21 protein-coding genes are annotated in these 26,402 nt (G+C 74.0%); 14 read left to right on the forward strand and 7 right to left on the reverse strand.

Annotated features, from left to right (window positions below; all coding sequences use genetic code 11):
• Nucleotides 1-10 precede the first annotated feature (10 nt).
• A complete protein-coding gene (locus ACWEV0_RS04465) occupies nt 11-1,531 on the forward strand; it encodes an alpha/beta fold hydrolase (RefSeq protein ID WP_453146364.1) in 1,521 nt (506 codons plus the stop codon).
• Here the strand turns inward: ACWEV0_RS04465 and ACWEV0_RS04470 are convergent.
• Nucleotides 1,528-3,150 carry an acyl-CoA synthetase gene (locus ACWEV0_RS04470; RefSeq protein WP_453146365.1) on the reverse strand — a complete coding sequence of 541 codons (1,623 nt, stop codon included), beginning with the start codon at nt 3,148-3,150 and terminating at the stop codon, nt 1,528-1,530. The genes ACWEV0_RS04465 and ACWEV0_RS04470 overlap by 4 nt on opposite strands.
• Nucleotides 3,151-3,316: 166 nt before the next feature.
• Here ACWEV0_RS04470 and ACWEV0_RS04475 point away from each other — a divergent pair, with 166 nt between their 5' ends.
• The 9 genes from ACWEV0_RS04475 to ACWEV0_RS04515 all read left to right on the forward strand — a co-directional run bounded on the left by ACWEV0_RS04475 (nt 3,317) and on the right by ACWEV0_RS04515 (nt 12,437).
• Nucleotides 3,317-4,117, forward strand: coding sequence for a crotonase/enoyl-CoA hydratase family protein (locus tag ACWEV0_RS04475; protein ID WP_453146366.1), 801 nt, complete (start codon nt 3,317-3,319; stop codon nt 4,115-4,117).
• 105 nt (nt 4,118-4,222) lie between these two features.
• Entirely contained in the window at nt 4,223-5,185 is a 963-nt protein-coding gene (locus ACWEV0_RS04480) for a Zn-ribbon domain-containing OB-fold protein (protein ID WP_453146368.1), read from the forward strand.
• 8 nt (nt 5,186-5,193) lie between these two features.
• Nucleotides 5,194-6,255: a thiolase domain-containing protein gene (locus ACWEV0_RS04485; protein ID WP_453146404.1), complete on the forward strand. Its 1,062-nt coding sequence runs from the start codon at nt 5,194-5,196 to the stop codon at nt 6,253-6,255.
• Entirely contained in the window at nt 6,248-7,429 is a 1,182-nt protein-coding gene (locus tag ACWEV0_RS04490; RefSeq protein WP_453146370.1) for a thiolase domain-containing protein, read from the forward strand. Before ACWEV0_RS04485 ends, ACWEV0_RS04490 begins: the two co-directional genes overlap by 8 nt.
• Before the next feature lie 64 nt (nt 7,430-7,493).
• Complete coding sequence (locus ACWEV0_RS04495) at nt 7,494-7,760, forward strand: DUF397 domain-containing protein (RefSeq protein ID WP_453146371.1); 267 nt, start codon at nt 7,494-7,496, stop codon at nt 7,758-7,760.
• Nucleotides 7,757-8,179 carry an ACT domain-containing protein gene (locus ACWEV0_RS04500; RefSeq protein WP_453146373.1) on the forward strand — a complete coding sequence of 141 codons (423 nt, stop codon included), beginning with the start codon at nt 7,757-7,759 and terminating at the stop codon, nt 8,177-8,179. Before ACWEV0_RS04495 ends, ACWEV0_RS04500 begins: the two co-directional genes overlap by 4 nt.
• A 96-nt stretch (nt 8,180-8,275) precedes the next feature.
• Nucleotides 8,276-11,500 carry an ATP-binding protein gene (locus tag ACWEV0_RS04505; protein WP_453146375.1) on the forward strand — a complete coding sequence of 1,075 codons (3,225 nt, stop codon included), beginning with the start codon at nt 8,276-8,278 and terminating at the stop codon, nt 11,498-11,500.
• Nucleotides 11,501-11,551: 51 nt separating this feature from the next.
• Entirely contained in the window at nt 11,552-12,052 is a 501-nt protein-coding gene (locus ACWEV0_RS04510) for a hypothetical protein (RefSeq protein WP_389213830.1), read from the forward strand.
• 16 nt (nt 12,053-12,068) lie between these two features.
• Nucleotides 12,069-12,437, forward strand: coding sequence for an RNA-binding S4 domain-containing protein (locus ACWEV0_RS04515; protein WP_451611348.1), 369 nt, complete (start codon nt 12,069-12,071; stop codon nt 12,435-12,437).
• A 46-nt stretch (nt 12,438-12,483) separates the two neighbouring features.
• On the opposite strand, the gene ACWEV0_RS04520 is transcribed toward ACWEV0_RS04515, so the two are convergent.
• The 3 genes from ACWEV0_RS04520 to ACWEV0_RS04530 all read right to left on the reverse strand — a co-directional run bounded on the left by ACWEV0_RS04520 (nt 12,484) and on the right by ACWEV0_RS04530 (nt 18,212).
• On the reverse strand, nt 12,484-14,691 hold the full coding sequence (locus tag ACWEV0_RS04520) for a terpene synthase family protein (RefSeq protein WP_453146376.1): 2,208 nt from the start codon (nt 14,689-14,691) through the stop codon (nt 12,484-12,486).
• Nucleotides 14,692-14,863: 172 nt separating this feature from the next.
• Nucleotides 14,864-16,813 carry an N-acetylmuramoyl-L-alanine amidase gene (locus ACWEV0_RS04525; RefSeq protein WP_453146377.1) on the reverse strand — a complete coding sequence of 650 codons (1,950 nt, stop codon included), beginning with the start codon at nt 16,811-16,813 and terminating at the stop codon, nt 14,864-14,866.
• A gap of 268 nt (nt 16,814-17,081) precedes the next feature.
• Nucleotides 17,082-18,212: an aminoglycoside phosphotransferase family protein gene (locus ACWEV0_RS04530; protein WP_453146378.1), complete on the reverse strand. Its 1,131-nt coding sequence runs from the start codon at nt 18,210-18,212 to the stop codon at nt 17,082-17,084.
• Nucleotides 18,213-18,449: 237 nt separating this feature from the next.
• On the opposite strand from ACWEV0_RS04530, the gene ACWEV0_RS04535 reads away from it, so the two are divergent.
• Entirely contained in the window at nt 18,450-19,940 is a 1,491-nt protein-coding gene (locus ACWEV0_RS04535; protein ID WP_453146380.1) for a DNA-binding protein NsdB, read from the forward strand.
• Between the two features lie 150 nt (nt 19,941-20,090).
• Here ACWEV0_RS04535 and ACWEV0_RS04540 read toward each other — a convergent pair whose 3' ends face one another.
• Entirely contained in the window at nt 20,091-21,548 is a 1,458-nt protein-coding gene (locus tag ACWEV0_RS04540; protein ID WP_453146381.1) for a PP2C family protein-serine/threonine phosphatase, read from the reverse strand.
• 210 nt (nt 21,549-21,758) lie between these two features.
• Here ACWEV0_RS04540 and ACWEV0_RS04545 point away from each other — a divergent pair, with 210 nt between their 5' ends.
• The 3 genes from ACWEV0_RS04545 to ACWEV0_RS04555 all read left to right on the forward strand — a co-directional run bounded on the left by ACWEV0_RS04545 (nt 21,759) and on the right by ACWEV0_RS04555 (nt 24,268).
• On the forward strand, nt 21,759-23,315 hold the full coding sequence (locus ACWEV0_RS04545; protein ID WP_453146382.1) for a hypothetical protein: 1,557 nt from the start codon (nt 21,759-21,761) through the stop codon (nt 23,313-23,315).
• 181 nt (nt 23,316-23,496) lie between these two features.
• Nucleotides 23,497-23,703, forward strand: a complete 207-nt coding sequence (locus ACWEV0_RS04550; RefSeq protein WP_453146384.1) for a hypothetical protein — start codon at nt 23,497-23,499, stop codon at nt 23,701-23,703.
• 76 nt (nt 23,704-23,779) lie between these two features.
• On the forward strand, nt 23,780-24,268 hold the full coding sequence (locus ACWEV0_RS04555; RefSeq protein WP_453146386.1) for a GNAT family N-acetyltransferase: 489 nt from the start codon (nt 23,780-23,782) through the stop codon (nt 24,266-24,268).
• 64 nt (nt 24,269-24,332) lie between these two features.
• Here the strand turns inward: ACWEV0_RS04555 and ACWEV0_RS04560 are convergent, their stop codons facing one another.
• Nucleotides 24,333-25,607, reverse strand: coding sequence for an ATP-binding protein (locus ACWEV0_RS04560; protein ID WP_453146387.1), 1,275 nt, complete (start codon nt 25,605-25,607; stop codon nt 24,333-24,335).
• A gap of 257 nt (nt 25,608-25,864) precedes the next feature.
• Nucleotides 25,865-26,221, reverse strand: coding sequence for a DUF805 domain-containing protein (locus ACWEV0_RS04565; RefSeq protein ID WP_453146389.1), 357 nt, complete (start codon nt 26,219-26,221; stop codon nt 25,865-25,867).
• Nucleotides 26,222-26,402 lie beyond the last annotated feature (181 nt).

The raw sequence follows: 26,402 nt of genomic DNA on the forward strand, positions 1-26,402 counted from the left end.
GATCGACGACATGCCTCAGTTCACCACCCACGACGGAACCGAACTCTCCTACCGGACACAGGGCGAGGGCGAACCCCTGCTCGTCCTGCCTGGCGGGCCCATGCGCGACCCGGTCTACCTCGGCGACCTCGGGGGACTCGGCGCCCACCGCACGCTGATCGTGCTCGACCCGCGCGGCACCGGCGACAGCGCCGTCCCCGCCGACCCGGCGAGCTACCGCTGCGACCGCCAGGTCGCCGACGTCGAGGCGCTGCGCGCCCACCTCGGCCTGGAGCGCATCGATCTGCTCGGTCACTCCGGCAGCGGCAACCTCGCCACCCTCTACGCCGCCGCGCACCCCGAGCGGATCCGCTCCCTGGTCCTGGTCACCCCGGGCGGCCGGGCCGTCGGCGTCGGCGTCACCGACGAGGAGTGGGACAAGGCCGCCGAGGTCTTCGCCGCCGAACCCTGGTACCCGCAGGCCCGTGCCGCCCTGGAGGCCCTCGGCCCCGACACCCCGCAGCGGGAGGCCGCCCCGGTCGTCATGCCGTTCGCGTACGGCCGCTGGGACGAGGCCGCGCGGGCGCACGCGGCGGGCGTCGGCGAGCAGACCAACTGGGAGGCCGCGCGGGTCTTCTACGGGGAAGGCGCCTTCGACCCGGAGACCACCCGGGCCGCGCTGCGCGCCCTCGACGCGCCGGTCCTCGTCCTGGCGGGCGAGTACGACGGCGGTCCCACCCCGGCGAGGGCCGCCGAGATCGCCGCCTGCTTCCCGCGCGGCGAGGTCGTCGTCCAGCCGGGCGCCGGACACTTCCCGTGGGTCGACGACGCCGGCGCCTTCGTGCGCCCGGTCGCCGCCTTCCTCGACCCGGAGGTGCGCACGGTCGTCGTCGACGGCGTCCGCCTCGCGTACCGGGTCGGCGGGCCGGAGGGCGCGCCGCCGGTGGTCCTGGTGCACGGCCGCGGCGAGAACGGCACCGACTGGGCCGGGATCGCCGCCGCGCTCCGTGCCGACCGGCGGGTGTACGCGCTCGACCTGCGCGGCCACGGACTCAGCGACCGTCCCGGCCGCTACGGCTTCGACGTCTTCCGCGACGAGCTCGGCGGCTTCCTGAAGGCGCTCGGGCTGGCCGGCGCCACCGTCGTCGCGCACTCGATGGGCGGCGCGGCGGCGTACCTCCTGGCCCAGCGGGAGCCGGAGCTGATCGGGCGGCTCGTCCTGGAGGACGCCCCGGTCTTCTTCCCGCTCGATCCGCCGCGCGGCCCGGTGGAGCGTCCGGACGAGCCGCTCGGCTTCGACTGGGCGGTGGTCGGCGCGACCAACGCCCAGCTGAACGAGCCCGACCCGGCCTGGCGCACGGAGCTGCCGGCGATCACCGCGCCCACCCTGATCGTCGGCGGCGGCGAGCAGAGCCATCTGCGGCAGGACCAGCTCGCCTGGATGGCGGAGCAGATCCCGGACGCCCGCCTGGTCACCATCGCGGTCGGGCATCTGATCCACGCCACCCGGCCCGACGAGTTCCTCGCGGTCATCAGGGAGTTCGGCGTCTAGGAGCCGTCGGCCTCCACCGCCACGGACCGGGCCCAGCGGTAGTCCGCCTTGCCGCTGGGCGAGCGCTGGATCCGGTCGGTGAGCACCAGCTGGCGCGGCACCTTGTAGCCGGCGAGCCGGGTGCGGCAGTGGGCCTGGACGGCTGCCAGGTCCAGGGACGCGGCCCCGGCGCGGAGCTGGACGACGGCGGCCACATGGCTGCCCCACTTCGGGTCGGGCACGCCGGCGACCAGCGCGTCGTACACGTCAGGATGGGCCTTGAGCGCCTGCTCGACCTCCTCCGGATAGACCTTCTCGCCACCGGTGTTGATGCACTGCGAGCCGCGGCCGAGGACGGTGACGATGCCCTCCTCGTCGACGGTGGCCATGTCGCCGAGCAGCACCCAGCGTTCGCCGTCCTTCTGGAAGAAGGTCTCGGCGGTCTTCGCCGGGTCGTTGTAGTAGCCGAGCGGCACGTGTCCGCGCTGCGCGAGCCGGCCGGTCCCGCCGGCGGCCACGGGCTCGTGGGTGGCCGGGTCGACGACCTGGGTGCGTTCGTTGACGTGCAGCCGGAAGCCCTTCGCGGGCCCGGAGTCGTCGGTCGCCCGGCCGTTGGAACCGGACTCGGACGAGCCGAAGTTGTTGAGCAGCAGCACGTTCGGCACGAGCTCCTGGAACTGTTCGCGGACGGTGTCCGACATGATCGCCCCGGAGGACGACACGCTGAACAGCGAGGAGAGATCGGTGCCCTTGAGCGGGCCGCGCAGGGCGTCGACGAGGGGCCGCAGCATCGCGTCGCCGACCAGCGAGACGCTCGACACCTTCTCCTTCTCGATGGTGCGCAGCACCTCCTCGGGCACGTACTTGCGGTGGATGACCACGCGCTGCCCGTAGTTGAAGGCGATGAACGAGGTGAGCGTGGACGTGCCGTGCATCAGCGGGGGAGTCGGGAAGAAGGTGAGCCCCGCGCCGCCCGCCGCGACCCGCTCGGCCAGCTCCTCCGGCCGCTTGACCGGCTCGCCGCTCGGATCGCCGCCGAACAGTCCGGCGAAGAACAGGTCCTCCTGGCGCCACATCACGCCCTTGGGCATGCCCGTGGTGCCGCCGGTGTAGATGACGAACAGGTCGTCGGCCGAGCGCGGCCCGAAACCGCGCTCCGGCGAACCGGCCGCCTCGGCGTCCGCGTACTCCACGCAGTCGAGCGAGGGCGCGTCCTCGTCCGGGGTCCCCACCCGCACGAGGTGCCGCAGCTTCTCCGTCTGCGGCAGCGCGGCCGCCACCCGCTCCGTGAACTCGGCGTCGAAGACGAGCGCGGCCAGATCGGCGTCCCGGTAGAGGTAGACCAACTCCTCCTCGACATAACGGTAGTTGACGTTCACCGGGACGAGCCGGGCCTTCAGGCAGGCCAGCACGGTCTGGAGGTACTCGACCCCGTTGTAGAGGTGCAGGCCGAGGTGTTCGCCGGGCCTGAGGCCCGCGTCGACGAGGTGGTGCGCGAGCCGGTTGGCGGCGGCGTCGAGTCCGGCGTAGGTGAGCCGGCGCTCGGCGCCGGTGCCGGGGTGGTCGACGTAGACCAGCGCCTCGCGGTCCGGGACCACGTCGACGACCGATTCGAACAGGTCGGCAAGGTTGTACTCCACCGTTCCTCCTGATCCTGGCCCGCCAGCGACTCGGTCGGTCATTAGAGCGCCGATGGGAAGAGGTGGGAAGAGCCCGCGCAGAAGAATCTGACTAGGTGTCAGAAAACTATTGAAGTGGCCTGGCGACTCCTGCAACCTGTTCCAGAAACGGAGACGGGAGATGCCCATGGCTGGCACCGAACACCTCACCGTGCGGCGCGAGGGCGCCACACTCGTCCTCACCCTCAACCGGCCCGAGGCGAAGAACGCGCTCTCGCTGCCGATGCTGGTCGGTCTGTACGACGGCTGGCTCGCCGCCGACGCCGACGACACCATCCGCTCCGTCGTCCTCACCGGCGCCGGCGGCACCTTCTGCGCCGGCATGGACCTCAAGGCCCTCGCCGGCGACGGCATGGCCGGCGACCACTACCGCGACCGCATGACCGCCGACCCCGACCTCCACTGGAAGGCGATGCTGCGCCACCACCGCCCGCGCAAACCCGTCATCGCCGCCGTCGAGGGCCACTGTGTCGCCGGCGGCACCGAGATCCTCCAGGGCACCGACATCCGCGTCGCCGGCGCCTCCGCCACCTTCGGCCTCTTCGAGGTCCGCCGCGGTCTCTTCCCCATCGGCGGCTCCACCGTCCGCCTCCCGCGCCAGATACCCCGCACCCACGCCCTGGAAATGCTCCTCACCGGCCGCCCCTACCCCGCGGAGGAGGCCGCCCGCATCGGCCTCGTCGGCCGCGTCGTCCCCGACGGCCAGGCGCTCGACACGGCCCTGGAGATCGCCGACCGCATCAACGCCTGCGGTCCGCTCGCCGTCGAGGCGGTCAAGGCATCCGTCTACGAGACCGCCGAGATGACGGAGGAGGACGGGCTCGCGGCGGAACTGAAGCGCGGGTGGCCGATCTTCGCGACGGCGGACGCGAAGGAGGGCGCGAAGGCGTTCGCGGAGAAGCGGACGCCGGTGTACCGGCGCGAGTGAAGATCCCCCACCCCGCCCCTTCCCGAAACCGGGGCTCCGCCCCGGACCCCGTACGGCCTGCGGCCGTGTCCTCAAACGCCGGACGGGCTGAACTTGGAGGTCCTCATGCCCCCCGCCCCCGAAACGCTCCGCGCCCCCCTCGTCGTCGAGTTCCCCTTCACCCGCTCCCTCGGGCCCGTCCAGTCCGCGTTCCTCACCGGGCTGCGCGAGCGCGTCGTCCTCGGCGTGCGCACCGAGGCCGGACGGGTGCTCGTGCCGCCCGTCGAGTACGACCCCGAGACCGCGGCCGAGCTGCGGGAGCTGGTCGAAGTCGAGGCCACCGGGACCGTGACCACCTGGGCGTGGAACGCCGAGCCACGGCCCGGGCAGCCGCTCGCGACGCCCTTCGCCTGGGTGCTCGTACGGCCCGACGGTGCCGACACCGCGCTGCTGCACGCGCTCGACGCGCCCGGGCCCGAGGCCGTACGGAGCGGGATGCGGGTCCGGGTGCGCTGGGCCGAGGAGCGGCACGGGGCCATCACGGACATCGCGTGCTTCGAGCCGTACGCGGACACCACGGCCGAGCATCGGCCCCGACCCCGCCCGCACGACGGCGTGTTCGCCGAGCCCGTCACCGGCATCGTCGCGCCCGCCCGCCTCGACTACACCTACACCCCCGGCCGCGCCCAGACCGCCTATCTCCACGCCCTCGCCGACCGGCGCACCGTCGGCGAGCGCTGCCCGTCCTGCGCCAAGGTGTACGTCCCGCCGCGCGGCGCCTGCCCCACCTGCGGCGTCGCGACGACCGACAAGGTCGAGGTCGGGCCGCGCGGGACGGTGACCACGTACTGCATCGTGAACATCAAGGCGCGCAACCTCGACATCGAAGTCCCTTACGTCTACGCCCACATCGCCCTCGACGGCGCCGGCCTCGCGCTGCACGGCCGGATCGCGGGCATCCCGTACGACCAGGTCCGGATGGGCCTGCGGGTCGAGCCGGTGTGGACCGAGGGCGGCCGCTATCCGGACCACTACCGCCCCTGCGGCGAGCCGGACGCCGACTACGACACGTACAAGGAGCTGCTGTGAGCCCCGCCATCCGCGACGTGGCGATCGTCGCCTTCGCCCAGACCGACCACGCCCGCCGCACCGACGACCTCTCCGAGGTCGAGATGCTGATGCCGGTGCTCCACGAGGTGCTCCGGCAGACCGGACTGAAGACCTCCGACATCGGCTTCACCTGCTCCGGCTCCTGCGACTACCTCGCCGGCCGCGCCTTCTCCTTCACCATGGCCCTGGACGGCGTCGGTGCCTGGCCGCCGATCTCCGAGTCGCACGTCGAGACGGACGGCGCCTGGGCGCTGTACGAGGCGTGGGTGAAGCTGCTGACCGGCGAGGCCGACACGGCGCTGGTGTACTCCTACGGGAAGTCCTCGCCCGGTTCCGTCCGCGACGTGCTGACCCGCCAGCTCGACCCGTACTACGCGGCGCCCCTGTGGCCCGACTCCGTCGCCCTCGCCGCGCTCCAGGCCCGGGCCCTGATCGACGCGGGCGAGACCGACGAGCGCGGCCTCGCGGCGATCGCCGCCCGCAGCCGCCAGGACGCCGCCGCCAATCCGCACGCCCAGCTGCCCGGGGCCCGCCCGCAGGGCGACTACGTCGTGGCGCCGCTGCGCACCGGCGACTGCCCGCCGGTCGGCGACGGCGCCGCCGCCGTGATCCTCGCGGCGGGCGACCGGGCCCGGGAGCTGTGCGCCCGGCCCGCCTGGATCACCGGCATGGACCACCGCATCGAGGCGCACGCGCTGGGCGTGCGCGACCTCACCGACTCGCCCTCCACCCGCCTCGCGGCCGAGCGCGCCGGCGCGTACGACCCGGCCGCCGGACGGCCCATCGACACGGCCGAACTCCACGCGCCCTTCACCTCCCAGGAGGTCGTCCTGCGCAAGGCGCTCGGCCTCGCCGACGACGTCCGCGTCAACCCGTCCGGCGGCGCGCTCGCCGCCAACCCGATGATGGCCGCCGGACTGATCCGGCTCGGCGAGGCCGCCGCCCGCATCCACCGCGGCGCCTCCCACCGCGCCCTGGCCCACGCCACCTCCGGGCCCTGCCTCCAGCAGAACCTGGTCGCCGTCCTGGAAGGGGACTCGCATGAGTAAGGCTGTGACATCCAAAGAGAGGGTAGCCGTCGTCGGCATCGGGCAGACCAAGCACGTCGCCGCCCGCCGGGACGTGTCGATCGCCGGACTCGTCCGCGAGGCCGCCCAAAGGGCGCTCGACGACGCCGCGTTGACCTGGGCGGACGTAGACGCCGTCGTCATCGGCAAGGCCCCCGACTTCTTCGAGGGCGTGATGATGCCGGAGCTCTACCTCGCCGACGCGCTCGGCGCCGTCGGCAAGCCCATGCTCCGGGTGCACACCGCGGGCTCGGTCGGCGGCTCCACCGCCCTCGTCGCCGCCAACCTGGTGGCCGCCCGGGTGCACCGCACCGTCCTCACCCTCGCCTTCGAGAAGCAGTCCGAGTCCAACGCCATGTGGGGCCTGTCGCTGCCCGTCCCCTTCCAGCAGCCGCTGCTCGCCGGCGCCGGCGGCTTCTTCGCCCCGCACGTGCGCGCCTACATGCGCCGCACCGGCGCGCCGGACACGATCGGCTCCCTCGTCGCCTACAAGGACCGCCGCAACGCGCTGAAGAACCCCTACGCCCATCTCCACGAGCACGACATCACCCTGGAGAAGGTGCAGTCCGCACCGATGCTGTGGGACCCGATCCGCTACTCCGAGACCTGCCCGTCCTCCGACGGGGCCTGTGCGATGGTCCTCACCGACCGCACGGGCGCGGCCCGTTCGCCCCGCCCGCCGGCCTGGGTGCACGGCGGGGCGATGCGCAGCGAGCCGACCCTCTTCGCCGGGAAGGACTTCGTCTCGCCGCGGGCCGGCCGCGACTGCGCGGCCGACGTCTACCGGCAGGCCGGCATCACCGACCCGCGGCGCCAGATCGACGCCGTCGAGATGTACGTGCCGTTCTCCTGGTACGAGCCGATGTGGCTGGAGAACCTGGGCTTCGCCGCCGAGGGCGAGGGCTGGAAGCTCACCGAGGCCGGGGTCACCGAGATCGGCGGCGACCTGCCCGTCAACCCCTCCGGCGGTGTCCTGTCCACCAACCCCATCGGCGCCTCCGGCATGATCCGCTTCGCGGAGGCGGCGCTGCAGGTCCGCGGCCAGGCCGGCGAACACCAGGTCGAAGGCGCGCGCACGGCGCTCGGGCACGCGTACGGAGGGGGCGCGCAGTTCTTCTCGATGTGGGTCGTGGGCGACCGGCCGCCCACCGGATGAGGGTCTGTCCGCACCTCCGGCCGCTCGCTACGCTGAGGCCCCACCGCGCGAGAGGAGCAGGGACGTGGCGGACAGCACCAGCACCCTTACCGGTCGGCACGCCTTCACCGAGGACGGGGTCACGGGCCGGAGCGTGCCCGAACTCGACCTGTCACACGCCGAATGGCGCTCCGGCAGCCAGGGCGTCGGGGACGTCGAGATCGCGTTCGTCGAGGGCTTCATCGCGATGCGCAACGGGCGGCGGCCGGAGGTGCCGTCGCTCGTCTTCAGCCCGGCGGAATGGCGGGCGTTCGTGGTGAACGCGCGCGACGGAGAGTTCGACCTGACGTGAGGCCCGAGCGCGACCTGGCCCGGCTGCTCGCCGGGATGCGGCCCGAACCGAACCCGGGCCGCTATGTCTTCACCACGCTGGAGCGCGCCGAGCCGGGCTCCCTGCCCGCGGGCCTCACTCCGGTCGTCACCGTCGCCGAGCCCGAGGGCGTGACGATGGTGGTACGCCAGGAGGAGGCCGACGCGGCCTCGCTGGCGTACGACTACGTGGCCGCGTGGATCACCCTGCGCGTCCACTCCGCGCTCGACGCCGTCGGACTCACCGCGGCCGTCGCCGGGGCCCTCGCCGACGCGGGCCTGAGCTGCAACGTCGTCGCCGGCTTCCATCATGATCACCTCTTCGTCGAACACGCCCGGGTGGAGCAGGCTTTGGCCGTCCTCGACGCCCTTTCACACAACCCACACAAAGCTGCTCACTGACCCGGCCTCCCGGCGTACGCTGGGCCTTTCGTGGGGCCACCGCCCCGACGCACCCCCCTGTGCGCCGGGCGTGCGCCCCCATCGTGGGGGTGGACGATGACAACACAGCACACCGGCGGTCCCGCCGGCCGCGGCTTCGGCCTCTTCGAGCGCGAGGCGGAACTCGCGGCGGCCGAGGACGCGTTGAACCTGCTCGTCGGGCTCGGCTCCGACGCGGCCTGGCCGTCCCCGTCGGACCAGGACGCGGCCCCGCGCGAGTCCGCTCCCGGACCGGTCACCGGATCCGTTCCCGGATCCGTGGACGCCGACGGGTCCGGACCCGCGGATCCCGCCGCGGACTCCGGCCGCGAGCCCGGCGCCGTCCGGTCCGCCGTGGCGCCCCGCAAGGACGGTGCCGACCCGGCGGACCCGCCGGCCCCGACCGCCGACGCCGTACGCCCGGAAGACGCCGTCGCCGCCCTCACCCCTCTCCACCACCTCGGCCGTCCGGGCCGTGCCCTGCGGCTCGTCCCCGGCTCCGGCCCCGGCCGCGCCCCCGTACGGCCCGGTGCCGCCCCGCGCCGCGGCGGCGTCCTCGCGTACGCCGCGCCCGCCGGCCTCGGCAAGACCACCCTGCTCGCCGAGATCCGCCGCCGGGCCGCCGCCAAGGGCTGCACCGTGCTCTCCGCGCGCGGCGGCGACCAGGAGCAGCGGGTCGCCTTCCACGTCGCCCGGCAGCTGATCCAGCCGCAGCTCGCCGCCGCCTCCCGCACCGAGCTGCGCGAGCGGCTCGGCAGCTGGTACGACATCGTCGGGCCCGCCCTCGGCCTGTGCACCGCCGCCGAGGGTGCCCCGCCGGACCCGCAGGGCCTGCGCGACGGGCTCGACTGGGTGCTCACCCACCTCGCCGTCCGCCGCGCCCCGCTCGTCGTCGTGCTCGACGACGCGCACTGGGCCGACCCCGAGTCCCTCGGCTGGCTCTCCGCCTTCTCACCCCGCGCCGAAGAACTGCCCATGCTGCTCGTCGTCGCCTACCGGCCCGACGAACTCCCGGACGCGGGCGAGGAGTTCACCGGACGCCGGTCCGGCCAGCGCCCCATCGGCCTGGAGCCGCTCACCTCCACCGCCATCGCCGGCCTCGTCCGCGACCGCGTCGGCGCCCACGCCGACGACGCCTTCTGCCACGAATGCTGGGCCGTCACCTCCGGCAACCCCTTCGAGGCCGTCGAACTCGCCCTCAGGATCCGCGACCGCGGCCTCGAACCCGTCGCCGACCGCGCCCCCGCCCTGCGCGACCTCGCCGCCGCCGTCAAGGGCAGCGGACTCATCGCCCAGATCGAACGCCTCGGTACCGCCACCGTCCGCCTCGCCTGGGCCTGCGCCGTCCTCGGCACCGAGATCTCCCCGCAGCTCGCCGGTGCCGTCGCCGGACTCGGCAGCGAGGAGGTCACCCGCTGTGCCACGCTGCTGCGCGGCGCGCGCGTCCTCGCCGACCCCGTCGACGAGGAGCGCGACGCCCTCGAGTTCGTCCACCCGCTCATCGCCACCGCGGTCTACGACGCCATCCCCGCCGCCACCCGCGTCGCCCTGCACGGCCAGGCCGCCTGGTGCGTCGTCGACGCCGGACTCGGCTCCACCGCGGCCGCCCGCCACCTCGTCGAGACCCACCCCGAGGGCGACCCGTGGGTCGTGCAGCACCTGCGCGCCGCCGCCGGCGAGACCCTGCGGGCCGGCGCGCCCGACACCGCCCGCCGCTACCTCGCCCGCGCGCTGCGCGAACCCCCGGACCACGACGAGCGCGCCGCCGTCCTCTTCGAACTGGGCTGCGCCTCCCTCCTCACCGAACCCGCCACCACCGTCAACCACCTCCGCGCCGCCTTGGAGGAACCGGTCGCCGACCCGGCGCTGCGGCACGGCATCGTCTACCGCCTCGCCCAGGTCCTCGCCCACAGCGACCGCCTCGTCGAGGCCACCGAGCTCCTCGAACGCGAGACCCGGCTCACCACCGACGCCCGCAGCAGGCTGCGCATGCAGGCCGAGAAGTTCATGTGGGACGCCCTGCGCGCCGACGAACCCGAATCGACCGCCCGCTCCCGGCGCCTCGCCGCCCTCGCCGACCGGCTCACCGGCCGCGACCTCACCGAGCGCTATGTCATCGGGCTGCGCGCCTGGGACGCCACCCTGCGTGCCGAACCCGCCTCCGTCGCCCTCCGGTACGCCGAACGCGCCCTCGAAGGCGGCCTCAGCATGGCCGACGAGAGCCGCGGCTTCGAGGTCCCCGTCCTCGTCGCCCTCACCTTCCTCTACGCCGACCGGCCCGGCCGCGCCGAGGAGCTGTTCGCCGCCGGCACCGCCGAGTTCGAGAAACGGGGCTGGCGCGGTGCCCACCTCTCCTTCGCCTACACCCTGCTCGGCTACATCCGCTTCCGGCGCGGCCGGCTCCTGGAGGCCGAGGACTTCGCCCGCGCCGGACTCCGCCTCGCCGAGCGCGTCGGCCCCCGCACCCCCGCCCTGTGGTACGCCACCGGCGTCATGATCGAGATCCTCCTCGCCCGCGGCCGCACGGAGGAGGCCGAGCGGGTCGCCCGCGAGCACGACTTCGGCGACCCCTTCCCCAACACCGTCACCATCCCCGACTGCGAGACGGTCCACGCCGGACTGCTCCTCGCCACCGACCGCACCGAGGAGGCCCTCGGCGCGCTGTCCGCCGTCGGCCGGCGCCTGGACCCGCGGGGCAAGCGCAACCCCTCGTGCTGCCCCTGGCAGCTCCACCTCGCCCTCGCCCAGTCCGGCGTCTCCCCGTCGAGGGCCCTCGCGACGGCCCAGGAGGCCGTCGCCCGCGCCCGCCAGTACGGCGCGCCCTCCGCGATCGGCCGGGCGCTCCGTGTCACCGCAGAGGTCTCCGGCGACGCCGACCGGGTGAAGCTCCTGGAGGAGTCCGTCGAGTGGCTCGACCGCTCGCCCGCCGCGTACGAACTGGCCCGCTCCCTCGTCGCCCTCGGCATCGCGCTGCGCCGCGCGGGCCGCACCGAGGAGGCCGCCGAGCACCTCTACCGGGGCCTGGAGACCGCCCAGAGCTGCGGCGCCGACGCCCTGGTCGAGGACGCCCGGGCCGAGCTCGCCGCCGCCGGACTGCGCCCCCGTACGCTGCGGACGGCCGGCACCGACGCGCTCACCGCGCGTGAGCGGACCGCCGCCGAGGTGGCCGCCCGCGGCGAGGATCCGGCCGCCGCCCTCGGCGTCGACCGCGCCACCGCCACCCGCCTGCTCTCCGCCGTCTACCGCAAGCTCGGCACCGACCAGTCCGGCCTCGCACAGGCCCTGATCGCCATGGGCCGCTGACCCCCTGCCCCGGCGCGCCGCACGGTGCGCCGGGACACGTACCATGGCGGTATGTCCTTCCTCCGCCGCCGCAGCGCCGCCACACCCGCGGGCCCGGACTTCGACGTCCTGGCCATGGACCCCGGGGACTGGCCCGGCAATCTCGGCGCCGGTCTCCTGCCGGCCCCCGACGGCAGCTGCCAGGGCGTGTTCCTGCGCTACGACCTGTTCGGCGGCCGCGGCCCCGCGATGATCATCGGCAACCTGCCCGAGGGCTCCCCGGCGCGTGAGCTCGGCGAGGGGCAGGTCCCCTTCGAGGTGGCGCAGATGCTCGCCGCGCTCGAGAACGACGAGCCGGTCGAGGTCGTCGACCGGGAGGACGTGCCCGTGATGCAGGGCGACAACCTGCTCATCGTGCGCCGGCTCAAGCTCTCCGAGAGCCGGATCTCCTGCGTGCAGTTCGACCGCAGCGACAACGTCCTGGTGACCATCGTCAGTTGGGACCGGCCCATCACCGACGACCTGTACGCCCTGCTCAAGCCGCTGCCCGCCGAGCTGTTCCAGCAGGGCTGACCGGGAGGCGGGGGCGATGAGCAGCGCGCGCGTCGACAGCTGGGTCTGGGCCGTCCGGCTCACCAAGACCCGTTCCCAGGCCGCGGCGGCCTGCCGCGCCGGGCACGTCAAGGTCAACGGGGAGCGGGCCAAGCCCGCACAGCCCGTGAAGCCGGGCGACGAGGTGCGGATCTTCCACGGCGGCCGGGAGCGGATCGTCGAGGTCAAGGAGCTGCACACCAAGCGGGTCGGCCCGCCCGTCGCCGCCGAGGCGTACGTGGACAACTCCCCGCCCCCGCCGCCGCGCGAGGAGGTCGCCGTCGCCGCCGTCCGCGACCGCGGGGCCGGCCGCCCCACCAAGCGCGACCGCCGCGAGCTCGACCGGTTGCGCGGCCTGCACCCCTGACCGGCCACGACAGCCCCCGGCGCGATGCCGGGGGCTGTCCGCGCCACTACGGCACGAGCGAGCCGTACGCCGCCGCGAGCCGCGCCGCCGAGGTGCCGAGGCCCCGCGGGCCCCGCCGCGCCAGCGAGGTACCGGCGCCCGCGTGGACGTCCTCCGCTCCGTAACGCCGCACGCTGCGGTGCCAGTTGAGGACCCCGGCGAGCCAGTCCTCCAGCTCCCGCAGATACGCGCCGAAGGCCGCCCGGCCCGCCGCGTCGAGCTCGAAGTCCTCGAAGAGCAGCGGCACTTCGTGCTTCTTCAGGTGCTCGTACTGGCGCAGCCGTCCGCGCATCAGGTCGTCGACCATCGACACCGCGGCCGGGTAGTCGCAGTCGAAGAACTTCTGCACCACGAGCACCAGGTTGTGCAGCTCGCCCTCGACCTCGATCTCCTTCTGGTACGAGAACAGGTCGTTGACCATGGCCCCGTAGTCCATCACCGAGCCCTCCAGCGCGCGCACCGTGCCCGTGCGGAAGAGCTCCGGCGGCAGCGCCGTGTCGTGGCGCAGCCGGCACAGCAGCATCGTCAGCTCGGAGCCGAAGGTGCTGCGGCGCATCTCGATGTAGTCGACCGGGTCGGGCACCCGGTGCTGGGCCGTGTTGTGCAGCTCCCACAGCCAGCTGTCCAGCATGGCGTCCAGGGCCGTGCGCAGCTCGGCGCGGGCCGCCTCGGTCATCGGACCCGTCGTGCGCGCCCACAGGTCGACGAGCGCGCGCTCCAGCGGGTTGAGCGCTCCCGCCACACCCGCCCCCGCGGTTCGGTGATCCCCCAACGGCATCAGGGACTTGAGCCGGTCGGTCTGGCGCTTCGCGGCGACGAGGTTGCGGGGCCGGCCGAACACGATCGGGTAGTAGTCGTCCGCGTAGGTGCCCCAGCTCAGCCAGTCGGCGCTGAGCTTCAGCTCCTCCGCGGTGGCGTCCGGGTCGAGGCCCGCCGAGCAGAGCGCGAGGTCGAAGCCCTCCGCCATCGACCGGTCCCAGATGTCGTCCAGGAGTCCCATGCGCTCCGCCCAGTCCACCGTGTGCCGCGCCGCCTCCGCGTGGTACGGGTTGATCGTCAGCGGATACGGCAGGTCGAAGTCCGGCAGGAGCGACGGGCCCACCTCCTGGTGCGGCCGGTGGGTGAGCGCGCGCACCCGGCTCTCGGCAGGGCGCCCGAACAGCGTGCGGACGTCGCGGGCGGAGGTGCCGAGCACCCCGTCGAACGGCGCACCGCCGGTCACCAGCCCCTCGTTCATGTAGCGGCTGGAGCGCATGTGCCACTCGTGGCCGCCGGACTGCCAGTCCTGGAGTCCCTTGGTGTACGCGGCGATCGCCGCGGCCTCCGCCGGGCCGAGGCCCTGCTCCAGGCAGAGCGCGGGCACTTCGGTCAGCGCCGTGTTCTCGAACTGCTGGATCCGCGAGGTCAGCAGGTCGTTGACGGCGTCCGCCGCCTCCTGCGTCGTACAGCCGAGGAACTTCTCCAGGACCAGCACCCCGTTGCTGTTCTCGCCCTCCCGCTCCACCTCCCGCTGGTACGAGAAGAGGTCGTTGCGCAGATGGACCGCGTCGGAGAAGGCGTCCCGCAGCACGCGGAGCGGCCGGGAGTGCGCCAACTGCTCGGGCACCTCGGCGCCCGCCGCGTACTCGACGAGCCCGGCCGACCAGGGCGCGCCGCCGACCTTGCGGCGCATCTCGATGTACTCGACGGGGTTGGCGATCCGGCCCGAGTTGATGTTGTCGAGCTCCCACAGGGACTCGTAGAGCAGGTGCTCGGTCGCCTCGGCGAACCGCACCCGCCACGCCTCCGACATCGCCGGCACGGTCCGCCGCCACAAATCGGCGAGCCCGGCCTCGACCGGGTTCGTCGGCTCGGGCATGCCGGCCGCCGGATCGGCGGGCATGAAGGGCGGCAGCCGGTCGAGATAGGCCTTGCCGCCGGCCCGGTCCCCGCTGTACTTGAAGATCTCCAGGAAGTGGTCGTCGAAGAAGAAGACCCAGGTGTACCAGTCGGTGACCAGCGACAACACCTCGGCGTCGCAGTCGGGATGGGTGTACGAGCAGAGCAGTGCGTAGTCGTGCGACTGGAGGTCGGCCTCCTCCCAGACGCCGGAGCCCTCCAGCATCCCCATCGCGCGCGCCCAGTCGCGCGTGTGCGTCCGGGCCACCTCCACATGGGGATTGAGCCGCGCCGGATACGGAACATAGAAATCCGGCAGAACGAAGGGCTGAGCCATGCGAGGAGGGCCTCTCGGTGAGCGTGGTGGGCGGTCGTCCGGCCGAGCATTACCCGCCGACCCCTGCCTCCACGCGGACACCGGAATAGTCATACGAACGGCCATGGGGTGCCGTCCGGACCGCGTTCCAGCCGCGGCCCGGCGACACCCGCAGGGTTTCGGCCAGCCCCGCTCAGGCCTGGGAAACCCGCACGTCAGCGGCCTTCACAAAGGCCACCCGATGGCCGAACTGGATCTCGTAGTACTCCTCCTGACCGCGGACGACCGCGTGGCCCGCTGTATCGAACGTGGGTGCGTAGAGGTACTCGCCCGCCGTGCGGCCGCCCACCACGTACCGCTGCCCGGCGAGCAGCTTGTACGGCAGCGGCGACACCGCCTGCACCGGCACCCCGGCCGGATAGGCCGCCGCCTCCGGATACGCCCGCCCGTACACCGGCACCGACGCCAGGCCCTCCCTCGGAGTGAGCACCGAACCGCGCGCGTTCACCGCCGTCGGCTCCTCCTTCGGGTTCTGGAACCACGCCTTCTGCCCCAGGTACCAGATCGCCGTCCAGTCACCCTGCCGCTCGGCGACCGCGTAGCTCTGGCCGGTGGACGCCCGCGCGCCCGTGTCGTTCACCCCGGTCGTGGAATCCTGCCCGCCGGGCCGCAGTCCGATGTCCTTCACCAGCGGCGCGTCGGCGCTCGGAGAGGTGTGCAGGCGCACCGCACCGCTCCCGTGCGGCGCGCACGCCTCCCCGGCCGTCACGCACCCCGTGTACACCGGCTGGTGGGACGCGTAGTCCGGGCGGATCGTCACCACGCCCGCGTCCGGGCCCGCGCTCGGCGTGATCGGCCGGCCGAGCAGCTGGAAGTAGTGCGCCCAGTCCCAGTACGGGCCGGGATCCGTGTGCATGCCCCTGACGCTCGACGCGGTCGGGCCCGGCACGTTGTCGTGGCCCAGGACGTGCTGCCGGTCCAGCGGAATGCCGTACCGTTTCGCCAGATAGCGCACCAGGCGCGCCGACGAGCGGTACATCGCCTCCGTGTACCAGGAGTCCGGCGAGGTGAGGAAGCCCTCGTGCTCCAGACCCACCGACTTGGCGTTCAGGAACCAGTTGCCCGCGTGCCAGCCCACGTCCTTCAGCGCCAGGTGCTGTGCCACGTGCCCGTCCGAGGAGCGCAGGGTGTACTGCCAGGACACGTACGTCGGGTCCTGCACCAGCTTCAGGGTGGTGGCCCAGCTGCCCTCGGTGTCGTGGATGACGATGTAGTCCACCGACTGCGAGACCGGGCGGTCCGCCTTGTCGTGGTTGCCGTAGTCGCCGTCCCCGAACTCCTCGTACGGCGCCGGGACCCACTCGCACGCCACCGCCTCCGGGCACTCCACCGGGCCCTTCGCGGGCGCCCGCAGGCCGAGCGCCGCGACCTGGCCGGTGGCCGGAGCGACGTCCGGGTCGGCCGCCAGGACGACCTCCTGGCCACTGTCCGTGGTGCGCGACTCGCCGGAGCGGATCACGTCGAACACGTCGTTCGCGTACGTGGCCGCCGTCGCCGTGTCGTCCGCACCCGAGTAGCGCGCCACCGCCCCGTACCAGTCGGCCGGATCGGCGCTCGCCGGCAGGCCGGCGGCGCGCTGCGCGGCGGCGAGCAGCGCCGCACCGCCGTCGATGTTCGCGGCCGTGCTGGTGCGCAGCTCCTCGGCCGGCCGGCCGGTCAGCTCGGCGGCCTGTTCCAGGGTCCGCAGCCGGGCGGGCAGCGCCGTGCCCGGCTCCGGCTCCGGCACGGGCTTCGGCAGCCGTGGCGCCCGCGCGTCGTCGCCACGCGCGTCCTCCGTGCCGTCGGCGTGGTGCGGCGCCTCGGCGAGCGCCGTCACCGCGTCGGTGAGGTGCATCGGACCGTAGCCGCCGGTCACGCTCGGCGCGCCGCCGTGCGTGTCCCAGCGCGACTGGAGGTACGACACGGCGAGCAGCACGCTCTGCGGCACGCCGTGGCGCTCGGCGGCCACCGCGAACTGCCGCTGGAGCAGACCCGCTTCGGGCTGATCGGCGGTGGCGGTGCCGGTGGCCGCGGGCGCGCCGGACAGCAGGGGAAGGAGCAGGACGGCGGGCGCGACACGTCTGAGGGACGTGGAACGGAGCAAAGCAGCCTCCAGGGAGGGGTGGGCGGGGGCGTGCGGGACCGAACCCGTACAGGGGTAGCGGCTCCCGGACGATCCGTCAATCACCCGCCGGACGCGTCGATTTCCCACGTCAGGGCAGTTTCCCGGAGGCGGTGCGCCCGCCTGCGGCGCGTCAGTGGAGTGGACCAATGGGGGCGGGCCCGGCGTACCGAAACGAAACGCCGCGCCCCCGGTGTGTCGGCACCGGGCGCGCGGCGCGCCACCCCGTTTCTCCGTACGACCGGCCCGCTCAGCGCGTGCCGACCGCCGCGCGCACGGCCCGCCGGGCCATGGCGCAGTCGTCGTGCAGCCGCCGCAGCAGCAGCCGCTGCTCCTCTCCTGGCGCCAGGGCGCCCGCGGGCACCGGGACCGAACCGGCCGGCGGCGCCTCCTTGATCGTGCGCTGCACCGCCGTCTCGTACGTACGGATCTCGCGGGTCAGCACGATCATCAGGTTCACCAGGAACGCGTCCCGCGAGGCCGTCCCCGCCTGCTGCGCCAGCTGGCTGATCTGGCGCCGGGCGAGCGGCGCTTCGCCGAGCACCGCCCACAGCGTCGCCAGGTCGTAGCCCGGCAGGTACCAGCCCGCGTGTTCCCAGTCGACGAGCACCGGACCGGCCGGCGACAGCAGGATGTTGGAGAGCAGGGCGTCACCGTGACAGAACTGCCCCATGCCCTGCCGTCCGCCCGCCTGCGCGAGCCCGTGCAGCAGCTTCTGCAGGTCGTCCCGGTCCCGGTCGGTGAACAGACCCAGCTCGTGGTAGCGGGCGATCCGCGCCCCGTAGTCGAGCGGCGCGTCGAACGTCCCGGCCGGCGGCCGCCAGGCGTTGAGCCGTGCCACGGCGCCGAGCGCGGCCCGGACGTCCGCGCGGGGCGGCGCCTCGACCGGGTGACGGGTCAGCGCCGCCGCCCGTCCCGGCATCCGCTCGATGACCAGCGTGCAGTTCTCCGGGTCCGCGGCGACCAGCCGCGGCGCGCGCACCGGGGGACGGTGCCGGACGAAGGAGCGGTAGGAAGCTATCTCGTGCCGGAACCGCTCGACCCACGCGGGGGAGTGGTCCAGTAAACACTTGGCGACCGCGGTCATCCGCCCGGTCGTGCCCACGATCAGTACGGAGCGTCCGCTGCGCCGCAGCACCTGCACCGGGTTGAACTCCGGGCAGATCCGGTGGACGGACGCGATGGCCATGCGCAGTTGGGCGCCCTGGGGGCCGGACAGATCGATTCTCCCGCTGGGAGGCTGGACGGTGCTGCCCGCCCAGCGCCTCGGCCGCGCCGCTCCCTGCCTCGGAGCGGGGGCGAGGTACGGTCCGGAACCGGCCGGAACGGTGGGGTAGAGCGGCCGGGGCGGGGCGGACACGGAGGACGATGCTGTGTACATGGAGGAGACAGATCCCTTCGTGCGCCGACGAGTTGCGTGCGTCGCCCCGCCCGCCCGACCGGACCGCACCCTGGGGAAAATGAGGGCCGGTCGACGGGGCGGGGTGGCGCGTTCCTACCTGACACCCGGGCGCGGGTGGCGGAACATCGGGCGCACCCTGGCGAACCCTGGCGAATAGTCGCCAGCCCTATGACAGCGGGCTACTGTCAACTCAGCCGAGAACCTGGGGGCTTAGACGTGACAGGACAAACCAACACCCGCCTGGCGGACCTTTTCGGCCTGGCCGGCTGGTCCAAGGGCGAACTCGCGAGACTCGTGAACCGGCAGGCGGCGGCCATGGGCCACCCGCAGCTGGCGACCGACACCTCACGGGTCCGGCGCTGGATCGACATGGGGGAGACCCCGCGCGATCCCGTGCCCCGGGTGCTGGCGGCGCTGTTCACCGAGCGACTCGGCCGTGTCGTGACCATCGAGGACCTCGGGTTCGTACGACACGGGCGCGCCGGAAAGAGGCGGGACGTCAGGAACACCGACAACCCTGACGGGCTGCCCTGGGCGCCCGAGCGTACGGCAGCGGTCCTCACCGAATTCACGGGAATGGACCTCATGCTCAACCGACGCGGCCTGGTGGGCGCCGGCGCGGCACTCGCCGCCGGCTCCGTACTCACCAACGCCATGCACGAATGGCTCCACACCGACCCCGCACGCGCCGGCGCCGCCCCCCGCGCCATCGATCCCCTCCACGCCGACCCCGCCGGGTACGACCGCTACGAGGCCGCCCCCGTCGGGTCGGAGGAGATCGATGCCCTGGAGCGCTCCGTCGAGGTGTTCCGCGCCTGGGACGCCTCCCGCGGCGGCGGGCTGCAGCGCAAGGCCGTCGTGGGCCAGCTCAACGAGGTGGGCGGCATGCTCGCCTACCACCACCCCGACCACCTGCAGCGCAGACTGTGGGGCGTGGCCGCCAACCTGGCCGTGCTGGCCGGTTGGATGTCACACGACGTGGGCCTCGAACCCACCGCCCAGAAGTACTTCGTCATCGCCGCGCACGCGGCCCGCGAGGGCGGCGACCGGCCGCGCGCGGGTGAGGCGCTCTCGCGTGCCGCCCGCCAGATGGTCCACCTCGGCCGGCCCGACGAGGCGCTCGACCTGATGAAGCTCGCCACCTCCGGCGCCGGGGAGCGGCTGCTGCCCCGCACCAAGGCCATGTTCCACACCATCGAGGCGTGGGCACAGGCGTCCATGGGCCGCGGCCAGGCCATGCGCCGCACGCTCGGCGAGGCCGAGGACCTCTTCGTCTCCGACCAGGGCGAGGAGAAGCCGAGCTGGATGCAGAACTTCGACAAGGCCGACCTGCACGGCATGCAGGCGCTCGCCTACCGCACCCTCGCCGAGCACGACCCGGCCGCCGCGGTCCCGGCCCAGCGCCACGCCAAGCTCGCCCTCGAACTGCGCAAGAACGGCCACGACCGGTCGAAGCTCTTCGACCACATCTCGCTCGCCTCGGCCTGCTTCATCGCCGACGACCCCGAGCAGGCGGACCGCTACGCCCGGCTCGCGCTGGTCTCCATGGGCGAGACCTCCTCGCACCGCACCTGGGACCGACTGCGCGAGATGTACCGGCTGACCGGCCAGTACGCGGGCTACACCAAGATCGAGGACCTGCGGGAGGAGATCGAGACCGCGCTCCCGAAGGCGCCGGCGAACCGGCCGCGGACCGGGGAGGCGTGAGGCGGAGCCGTCGCCCGGTCGCGGGACCGGGCACGGGGGGGGCTGGGCCACAGGACCGGGTACGGGGCCGGGTCACCCTACGGAGCGGGGGGTCGGGGCCATTGGCGCCATCGGGGCCGAGGACCGGCGGGCGGGCCGCCGGCCCGGTGCTCAGCGCCCGTCCCCGACCCGTACGACCATCACACAGGCGTCGTCCTCGCGCGGACCCTCGCCGAACTCCTCCACCACCGACCGGACGCAGTCCTGCGCGTCGCGCGCGGTGGTGAGGCGCGGGGCGAGAGCCAGCAGGCGCTCCGGACCGGTGTCCTCCGGGGCGTCGCCGGTGCGGGTCAGTCCGTCGGTGTGCAGCAGGAGCAGGTCGCCGGGGAGCAGCCGCGTCTCGGCCTCCTCGTACACCGCCCCGGTCGTCGCGCCGAGCAGCACGCCCTCCGGGCGGCTCAGGGCGCGCCCCGTCCCGTCCCGGAACAGCACCGGGGCGGGGTGGCCGGCCTGGGCCCAGGCGAGGGTCTGCGCGGCGGGGTCGTAGCGGCAGCACAGCGCGCTGCCGAGGGCGGGCTGGACCGACGTCTCCAGGAGCTGGTTGAGGTGCCCCATCAGGGCGCCCGGCCGGATCCCGGCCACGGCCATGCCGCGCAGTGCGCCGAGCAGCATCGCCATCGAGGAGGTCGCGGCGACGCCGTGCCCGGTCAGGTCGCCGACCGTGAGCAGCGCGTCCCCGTCCGGGAGCGCCAGCGCGTCGTACCAGTCGCCGCCGATGAGGCCGGTCGTCTCGGCCGGCAGGTAGAGGGCGGCCACGTCGAGCGGGGCGGGGCCGTCGTGGGCGAAGCGGAGCGAGCCGCGCCACGGCGGCAGCACGGCCTCCTGGAGCTCGACCGCCACCCGCCGCTCGGTGTGCTCGATCTGCCGGTGGCGCTGGAGGCTGTCCCGGGTCTCGCGGACCGCGCGCTCGCTGCGGCGCAGCTCGCTGACGTCCCGTAAGACCGCCCACATGGAGGCGGTGCAGCCGTCGGCGTCGAGCACCGGCTCGCCCGTCATGTGCACGGTGCGGACCCGGCCGTCGGTGCGGACGATGCGGAACTCGCCGTCGATCGGCTTCCCGTCGATCAGACAGTCGGTCACCATCGCCTGGAGGAGCGGCTGGTCCTCGGCGAACACCATCGACGGCAGCTCGTCCAGCGTCATCGGGCCGCTCTCCCGCGGCCGGCCGAAGATCTGGAACAGCTCCTCGGACCAGTGTGCGTCATCGGTGAGCAGGTCCCACTCGGCGCTGCCGACCCGGGAGAGGAGCGATCCGGTGAGCCGGGGCGGGGCCGCCGGCTCGGCGTACGCGGCGGCGGCCCCGGACGGGTCAGCGAAGGCCGGCGTCGCATCGCCGGGCAGCCCGGCCTTCAGCTGACCCAAGTGCTCGTCGAGGTCGTCCAGTTGGTGCACCGCGAGATCGCACAGAGCGCGCTGCCAGCGGTTGCGCGGGTCGTCCTCGTTCACCACCGCGTCCCGGCGCACCGCGTCCACCCCGCCGCGCAGCCGGCGCGTCTGCTTGATGAGCGCGTCCACCGTGCCCGGCTCGGGCGGCTGGGCCGGACGGTCCGCGGACAGATGGGACGGCATGTCGTACTCCGATGCAGGCAGGCGACGTGGCACGGCCAGGTCTGGAAGGAAAGCCCGGGTAAGACTCTCGCACAGCCCGGGACACGCCGTAAGGGATTTGGCAACACTCGATACGGTGGTGCTTCTGGCATGTGCCAAAGGCCCAGCGGCGATCCGGACACACCCCGTCCGCAATTCGGCCAGGCGGCCACGCGTTACGGTGCAGGGGTGGTGAGCAACGAGGTGAACGCGGTGGGTACGGCGGTACTGCTGGCGGCGGCGCCGGCCGGAAGAGGCCGGGCGATGGACGCGGCGACGGTGCTGCCCGTGCTCGCGGCGGTGCCCGCGGGGGTGCTCACCGGTACGCACACGGCGACGGTCGTCGAACTGGCGGACCCCCTCGACCCGCAGACCGTCCTCACCCGGCTGCGCGCCGCCGCGGCCGCGCCCGGCCCGCTCGCCCTGTGCCTCGCGGGCCAGCTCCAACTCGACCGCCGCCAGCGCCTGCCGCACCTCGCGCTCGCCCGCAGCACCCCCGCGACCCTCCGCTACACCGGCCTCCCCTGGCACTGGCTCGCGACCGAACTCGCCCAGCGCCGACCCGGCACCACCACGGTCATCGCGGACCTGTCCGCCGATCCGGAGCTGTGGGAGCGGCTGCGCGGCGCCGGACCGGGCCCGCTCGAACTCGCCCCGGCCGTCGGCCTCTTCGCCCGGATCACCCCCTTCCCGCGGCGCGGCGCGCTCAACACGCCCGACTACCTCCGCCACTTCGCCTCGGTGTGGCGGTCGGGCGCGCGTCCCGCGCTCGCCGCCCTGCACGAGGAGGCGGGAGCGGTGGCGCGGGCCGCGGGCCAGGAGGAGGCGCTTCTCCTGAGCGTGGGCGACGGGTCGGCCGACACGCCGCTGAGCGCGGCGACGGGGCCCGGGGCCATGGCGGTGCCGCGACAGCAGGCGGTGCAGCAGGCGGGACAGCAGGAGGGAGAGGAGGCGGGGCACGCCGAGCCCGCGCACGCCCGGGCCCAGGAGAGTGCCCCAGGCGCGTACGGCGCGTCGCGGCCCCCGGCCGACCCGCCGTCCTCGCCCCGCGCGAGCACCCCCGCCCCTGCCCCCGCGGTCGTGCCGCCGGTCCCGCCCCGCGTGAGCACCCCCGTCCCCGCCCCTGCGGCCGTGCCGCCGGTCCCGCCCCGCGTGAGCACCCCCGTCCCCGCCCCTGCGACCATGCCGCCGGTCCCGCCTGGCGTGAGTACCCCCGCCCCTGCCCCTGCGACCATGCCGCCGGTCCCGCCCCGCGCGGGCACCCCCGCCGTCGTGCCGCCGCGTCCGGCGCAGGCGCCCGAGGTCCCCGCCGGGTACGGCTCGCCCGGGCCCGGCCGGGACATGGACCCGCATCCGGCGATCCTGGCCGCGGCGATGGCCGGGCGGCACGGGGAGGCCGCCGCGATGGCGGCCGCGTGGGAGAGCGAGGCGCTCAGGCGGCACGGGCCCAGGTCGGCGGAGGCGCTGCACTGGGTGGAGGTACGGGCGGATCTGGCGCGGCTCGCCGGAGAGCCGGCCCGGAGCTGCGAGCTGTGGATCGCCGCCGCGCAGGCCCGGCTCGGGCTGCGGCAGGAGCCGGACGAGCCGGACGTCGAGGGTGCGGTGGACCGGGCACACCACCAGTGGGAGCAGATCAAGGACCCGGCCCGGGCCCGTGCCCTCGGCCCGGCGCTCGTCGAGCTGCGCCGCCGGGTTCCCGGACGACACGCCGGAGCGCTCGCCGCACTCCAGCGGAGGATGGGGGCATGAGCCTCCGCACCGACCCGGCCGACGGCGGGTTCACCCCTACCGCGTCCACCGGCTCCCTTGCCATCGCTCAGCGTTCGCTCCGCGACCCGGACGTGCGCCACCCGCTGTGACCGCCGCGTACGCCGTGGACTGCGAGATCGGCGGCCACCGTGGCGGGGCCCGTACCGTGACCGATCCTCAGTTGGCAGCGACTCAGGCCGAGTTGGCGGGGCAGGGACTCCGGTGCGAGGTCTCCGCCGCGGCCGGCCTCGCTGGCCTGCGCGCCAACGGCCCGAAGCCGGCCGACGAGGACGGCCCCGTCGTCCGCGTGGCCACCTCCGGCGGCTACGCGGACACGGCCACGGCCCGGGACGCCCAAGCCCTCGTGGACCTGGCGTGGGAGGACTGAAGGCGCTGGTCACGGGGGAGTGACCCGCGTCTGCGGGGCGTCGCCGGGAGGTCCCGGGGCCTGTCATCATCGAGGTATGCCCTCCTCCTCCGACGCACCGCTGATCACCGACCGGCTCGTGCTCCGCCCCGTGCGCCCCCGGGACCTCCCGGTGATGACGCGGCTGTGGACCGACCCGGAGGTGCGGCGGCACCTCGGCGGCCCGGTGACCGAGTCCGTCGTGCGGATCCGGCAGCGGCGGATCGTCGGCGCGCCGCACTGTCGTGCCGTGGAGCGGGCGGCCGACGGCGTGGTGCTCGGCCTTGTCACGGTCGAGCGGGCCGGGCGGGGCGGCGAGACGGAGGTGTCGTACCAGTTCCTGCCCGAGCACTGGGGGCAGGGGTACGCGCGCGAGGCCGTCGCCGCGGCCGTGGCGCGGGCCCTTGAGGACACGCGGAGTGTCGTCGCCGTCACCCAGGAGGCCAACACGCCGTCCCGCCGGCTCCTGGAGGCGGTCGGGATGACCCACGCCGAGTCGTTCACGGAGTGGGACGCCCACCAGGTGCTCTACCGCCGCACCGCTTGAAGCCGGCCGTCAGGCGGCCGGCGGCCGGCCCCGCCGTCCTCCGGTACCGGCGGACCGCGCGCGGTCAGAAGCGGGCGTGCGTCGTGATGTCCGACCCGAACTGCTCGATCATCTCGGCGGTCACCGTCGGCCGGCACTGCGCGATCGCCTCCAGGTAGTCCTCCGTGCTCGCGCCGGGCGCCGCCGCCTGCAGCGCCACCAGGTCCCGCTCGAAGGAGTTCTGTGCGGCGATCCGCGCCGCGTGCTCGATGTCCGCCGGGGTGAACAGATCGCTGGCGGCGACCAGCGCGTCCACGTCGACGTCCGGGCGGGCGTCGGTGTAACGGGACCAGATCGCGGCGCGGGCCGCCTTGTCCGGCGTACCGATCGGAATGAGGTAGTCGAAGCGGCCCGGGCGCAGGAACGCCGGGTCGATCGAGCGGATCGAGTTGGTCGCGCACACGAGCAGCCGCTCGTCCCGCTCCCTGAACCCCGGTATCAGCTTGAGGAGTTCGTTGGTGACGCCGTGCATGCCGCCCGGCTGCACCGGCTCGGCGCGCACGGGCGCGATCTCCTCCACCTCGTCGATGAAGACGAGCACCCGGTCCAGCTCGGCGATCCGGGCGAAGGCCGCGCGCAGCGCCGCCGCCAGGTTGCCCTCGTCGGCGAGCCGGGACGGCAGGATCTCCACGAACGGCCAGCCGAGCCGGGAGGCGATGGCCCGGGCGAAGGTCGTCTTGCCGGTGCCGGGCGGCCCGAAGAGACCGATCGCGCGCGGCGGCCGCACGCCGTGCCTGGCAGCCCGCTCGGGCTCGGCGAGCGGCAGCACGACACGCCGTTCGATCAGGTCCTTCTCCCGCTCCATGCCGGCGACCTTGCCCCAGAGGTCAGTCGGCAGCAGCCGGCCACCGAGGTCGTCGAGGAGGCCGGCGGCCGGGCCGTGCAGCGGCTCGACCTTCTCGAAGTAGGCGACGGCCGGCTGCCGGGTGTAGCCGGCGTTCAGCAGTCCCTCGCCGAGCAGCTCCTCCTCCGGCAGCACGTACGCGATCCGGGCCACCCGCGCCGCCACCAGCCGCCGCTCCAGCTCCATCAGGAGCGCGCTGGCCAGGCCCCGGCCGCGCCACGCCGACGAGATCGCGATCCGCATCACCCAGGCCCGCTCCCCGGCGACGCAGGCGAGGGCCGCGCCGATGGGCGCGCCCTGGTGGACGGCGACGACGGCCGGCTGGCGGGAGGTGAGGGCGCCGATGCACTCGGCGAGCGAGAAGACCGACTCCTGGCCGAGCTCGGCCGTGGTGTCGATGAGATGGACGACGGCGGCGAGATCGCTCTCGCGGTAGTCGTGAATGAGCCAGTTCACCGGTGGTACCGCCCCTCGTTGCTGCGTGTGCTCGCGTGCTGACGCGCCTGGTGTCGGCGAGGCTAGGCGGGGCGGGCGCGGGCGGTCCTGTGCCGCCGTGCACAAGGCGGGGCGGTCAAACGCTCCGTACCGGCTCTATGCGGCGCGTGTGCAAAGGGAAACCCCCCGGAAGCGCTGCTTCCGGGGGGTTGTGCGTCTCGACGAGCGGGCCGCCGGCGAGCAGGTCGCCGACGAGCGGGGCGCCGACGAGTGGGGCGTCAGTACGCCTGGGCGGCCTTCGGGTTCGGACCGTAGGCGTTGTCCTGGGCGGCCCCCTCGGTGGCGAGGAAGACGATCAGGATGATGGCGCCGACGAAGGGGATCAGGTCGATCAGGATCCACCAGCCGGAGCGGCCGGTGTCGTGCAGACGGCGAACGGTCACACCGAGGCTGGGCAGGAGCACGGCCAGGGCGTAGACGGTGTACAGCAGCGGGTAGGAACCTATCGCCATGTCGATCACCATGACGATGATCGCCGCGATGATGTTGAACAGCGCGAACATCCAGAATTCCTGGCGGCGCGCCCGGCCGGTGAATACCGCGTACTTCTTCAGAACGTCGAGGTACCAGTTCACTTTTCCCCCCAAGCACTGGTGGTGAGCGGGAGCCTGTCCCTGTGGAGCAAGCTTTACGCAGAACTTATGTGGCTCAAACCTGAGGGGTCAATGAGTTACCGAACAGTGGCCTTTCACAGGCACGGGCGGGACGAAAGTGAACGGCGGGGGGTGTTGTTTCGGGTGGGTGTTGAGCGGGAGG

The sequence above is a fragment of the Streptomyces sp. NPDC003943 genome (assembly GCF_053605265.1).

What these genes read in the sequence shown, in the direction of transcription:
- ACWEV0_RS04490 (WP_453146370.1), top strand. Translation starts at nt 6,248, where the DNA reads ATGAGTAAGGCTGTGACATCCAAAGAGAGGGTAGCCGTCGTCGGCATC.
- ACWEV0_RS04480 (WP_453146368.1), top strand. Translation starts at nt 4,223, where the DNA reads ATGCCCCCCGCCCCCGAAACGCTCCGCGCCCCCCTCGTCGTCGAGTTC.
- ACWEV0_RS04540 (WP_453146381.1), bottom strand. Translation starts at nt 21,548, where the DNA reads ATGCCGTCCCATCTGTCCGCGGACCGTCCGGCCCAGCCGCCCGAGCCG.
- ACWEV0_RS04515 (WP_451611348.1), top strand. Translation starts at nt 12,069, where the DNA reads ATGAGCAGCGCGCGCGTCGACAGCTGGGTCTGGGCCGTCCGGCTCACC.
- ACWEV0_RS04465 (WP_453146364.1), top strand. Translation starts at nt 11, where the DNA reads ATGCCTCAGTTCACCACCCACGACGGAACCGAACTCTCCTACCGGACA.
- ACWEV0_RS04505 (WP_453146375.1), top strand. Translation starts at nt 8,276, where the DNA reads ATGACAACACAGCACACCGGCGGTCCCGCCGGCCGCGGCTTCGGCCTC.
- ACWEV0_RS04475 (WP_453146366.1), top strand. Translation starts at nt 3,317, where the DNA reads ATGGCTGGCACCGAACACCTCACCGTGCGGCGCGAGGGCGCCACACTC.
- ACWEV0_RS04520 (WP_453146376.1), bottom strand. Translation starts at nt 14,691, where the DNA reads ATGGCTCAGCCCTTCGTTCTGCCGGATTTCTATGTTCCGTATCCGGCG.
- ACWEV0_RS04555 (WP_453146386.1), top strand. Translation starts at nt 23,780, where the DNA reads ATGCCCTCCTCCTCCGACGCACCGCTGATCACCGACCGGCTCGTGCTC.
- ACWEV0_RS04510 (WP_389213830.1), top strand. Translation starts at nt 11,552, where the DNA reads ATGTCCTTCCTCCGCCGCCGCAGCGCCGCCACACCCGCGGGCCCGGAC.
- ACWEV0_RS04530 (WP_453146378.1), bottom strand. Translation starts at nt 18,212, where the DNA reads ATGTACACAGCATCGTCCTCCGTGTCCGCCCCGCCCCGGCCGCTCTAC.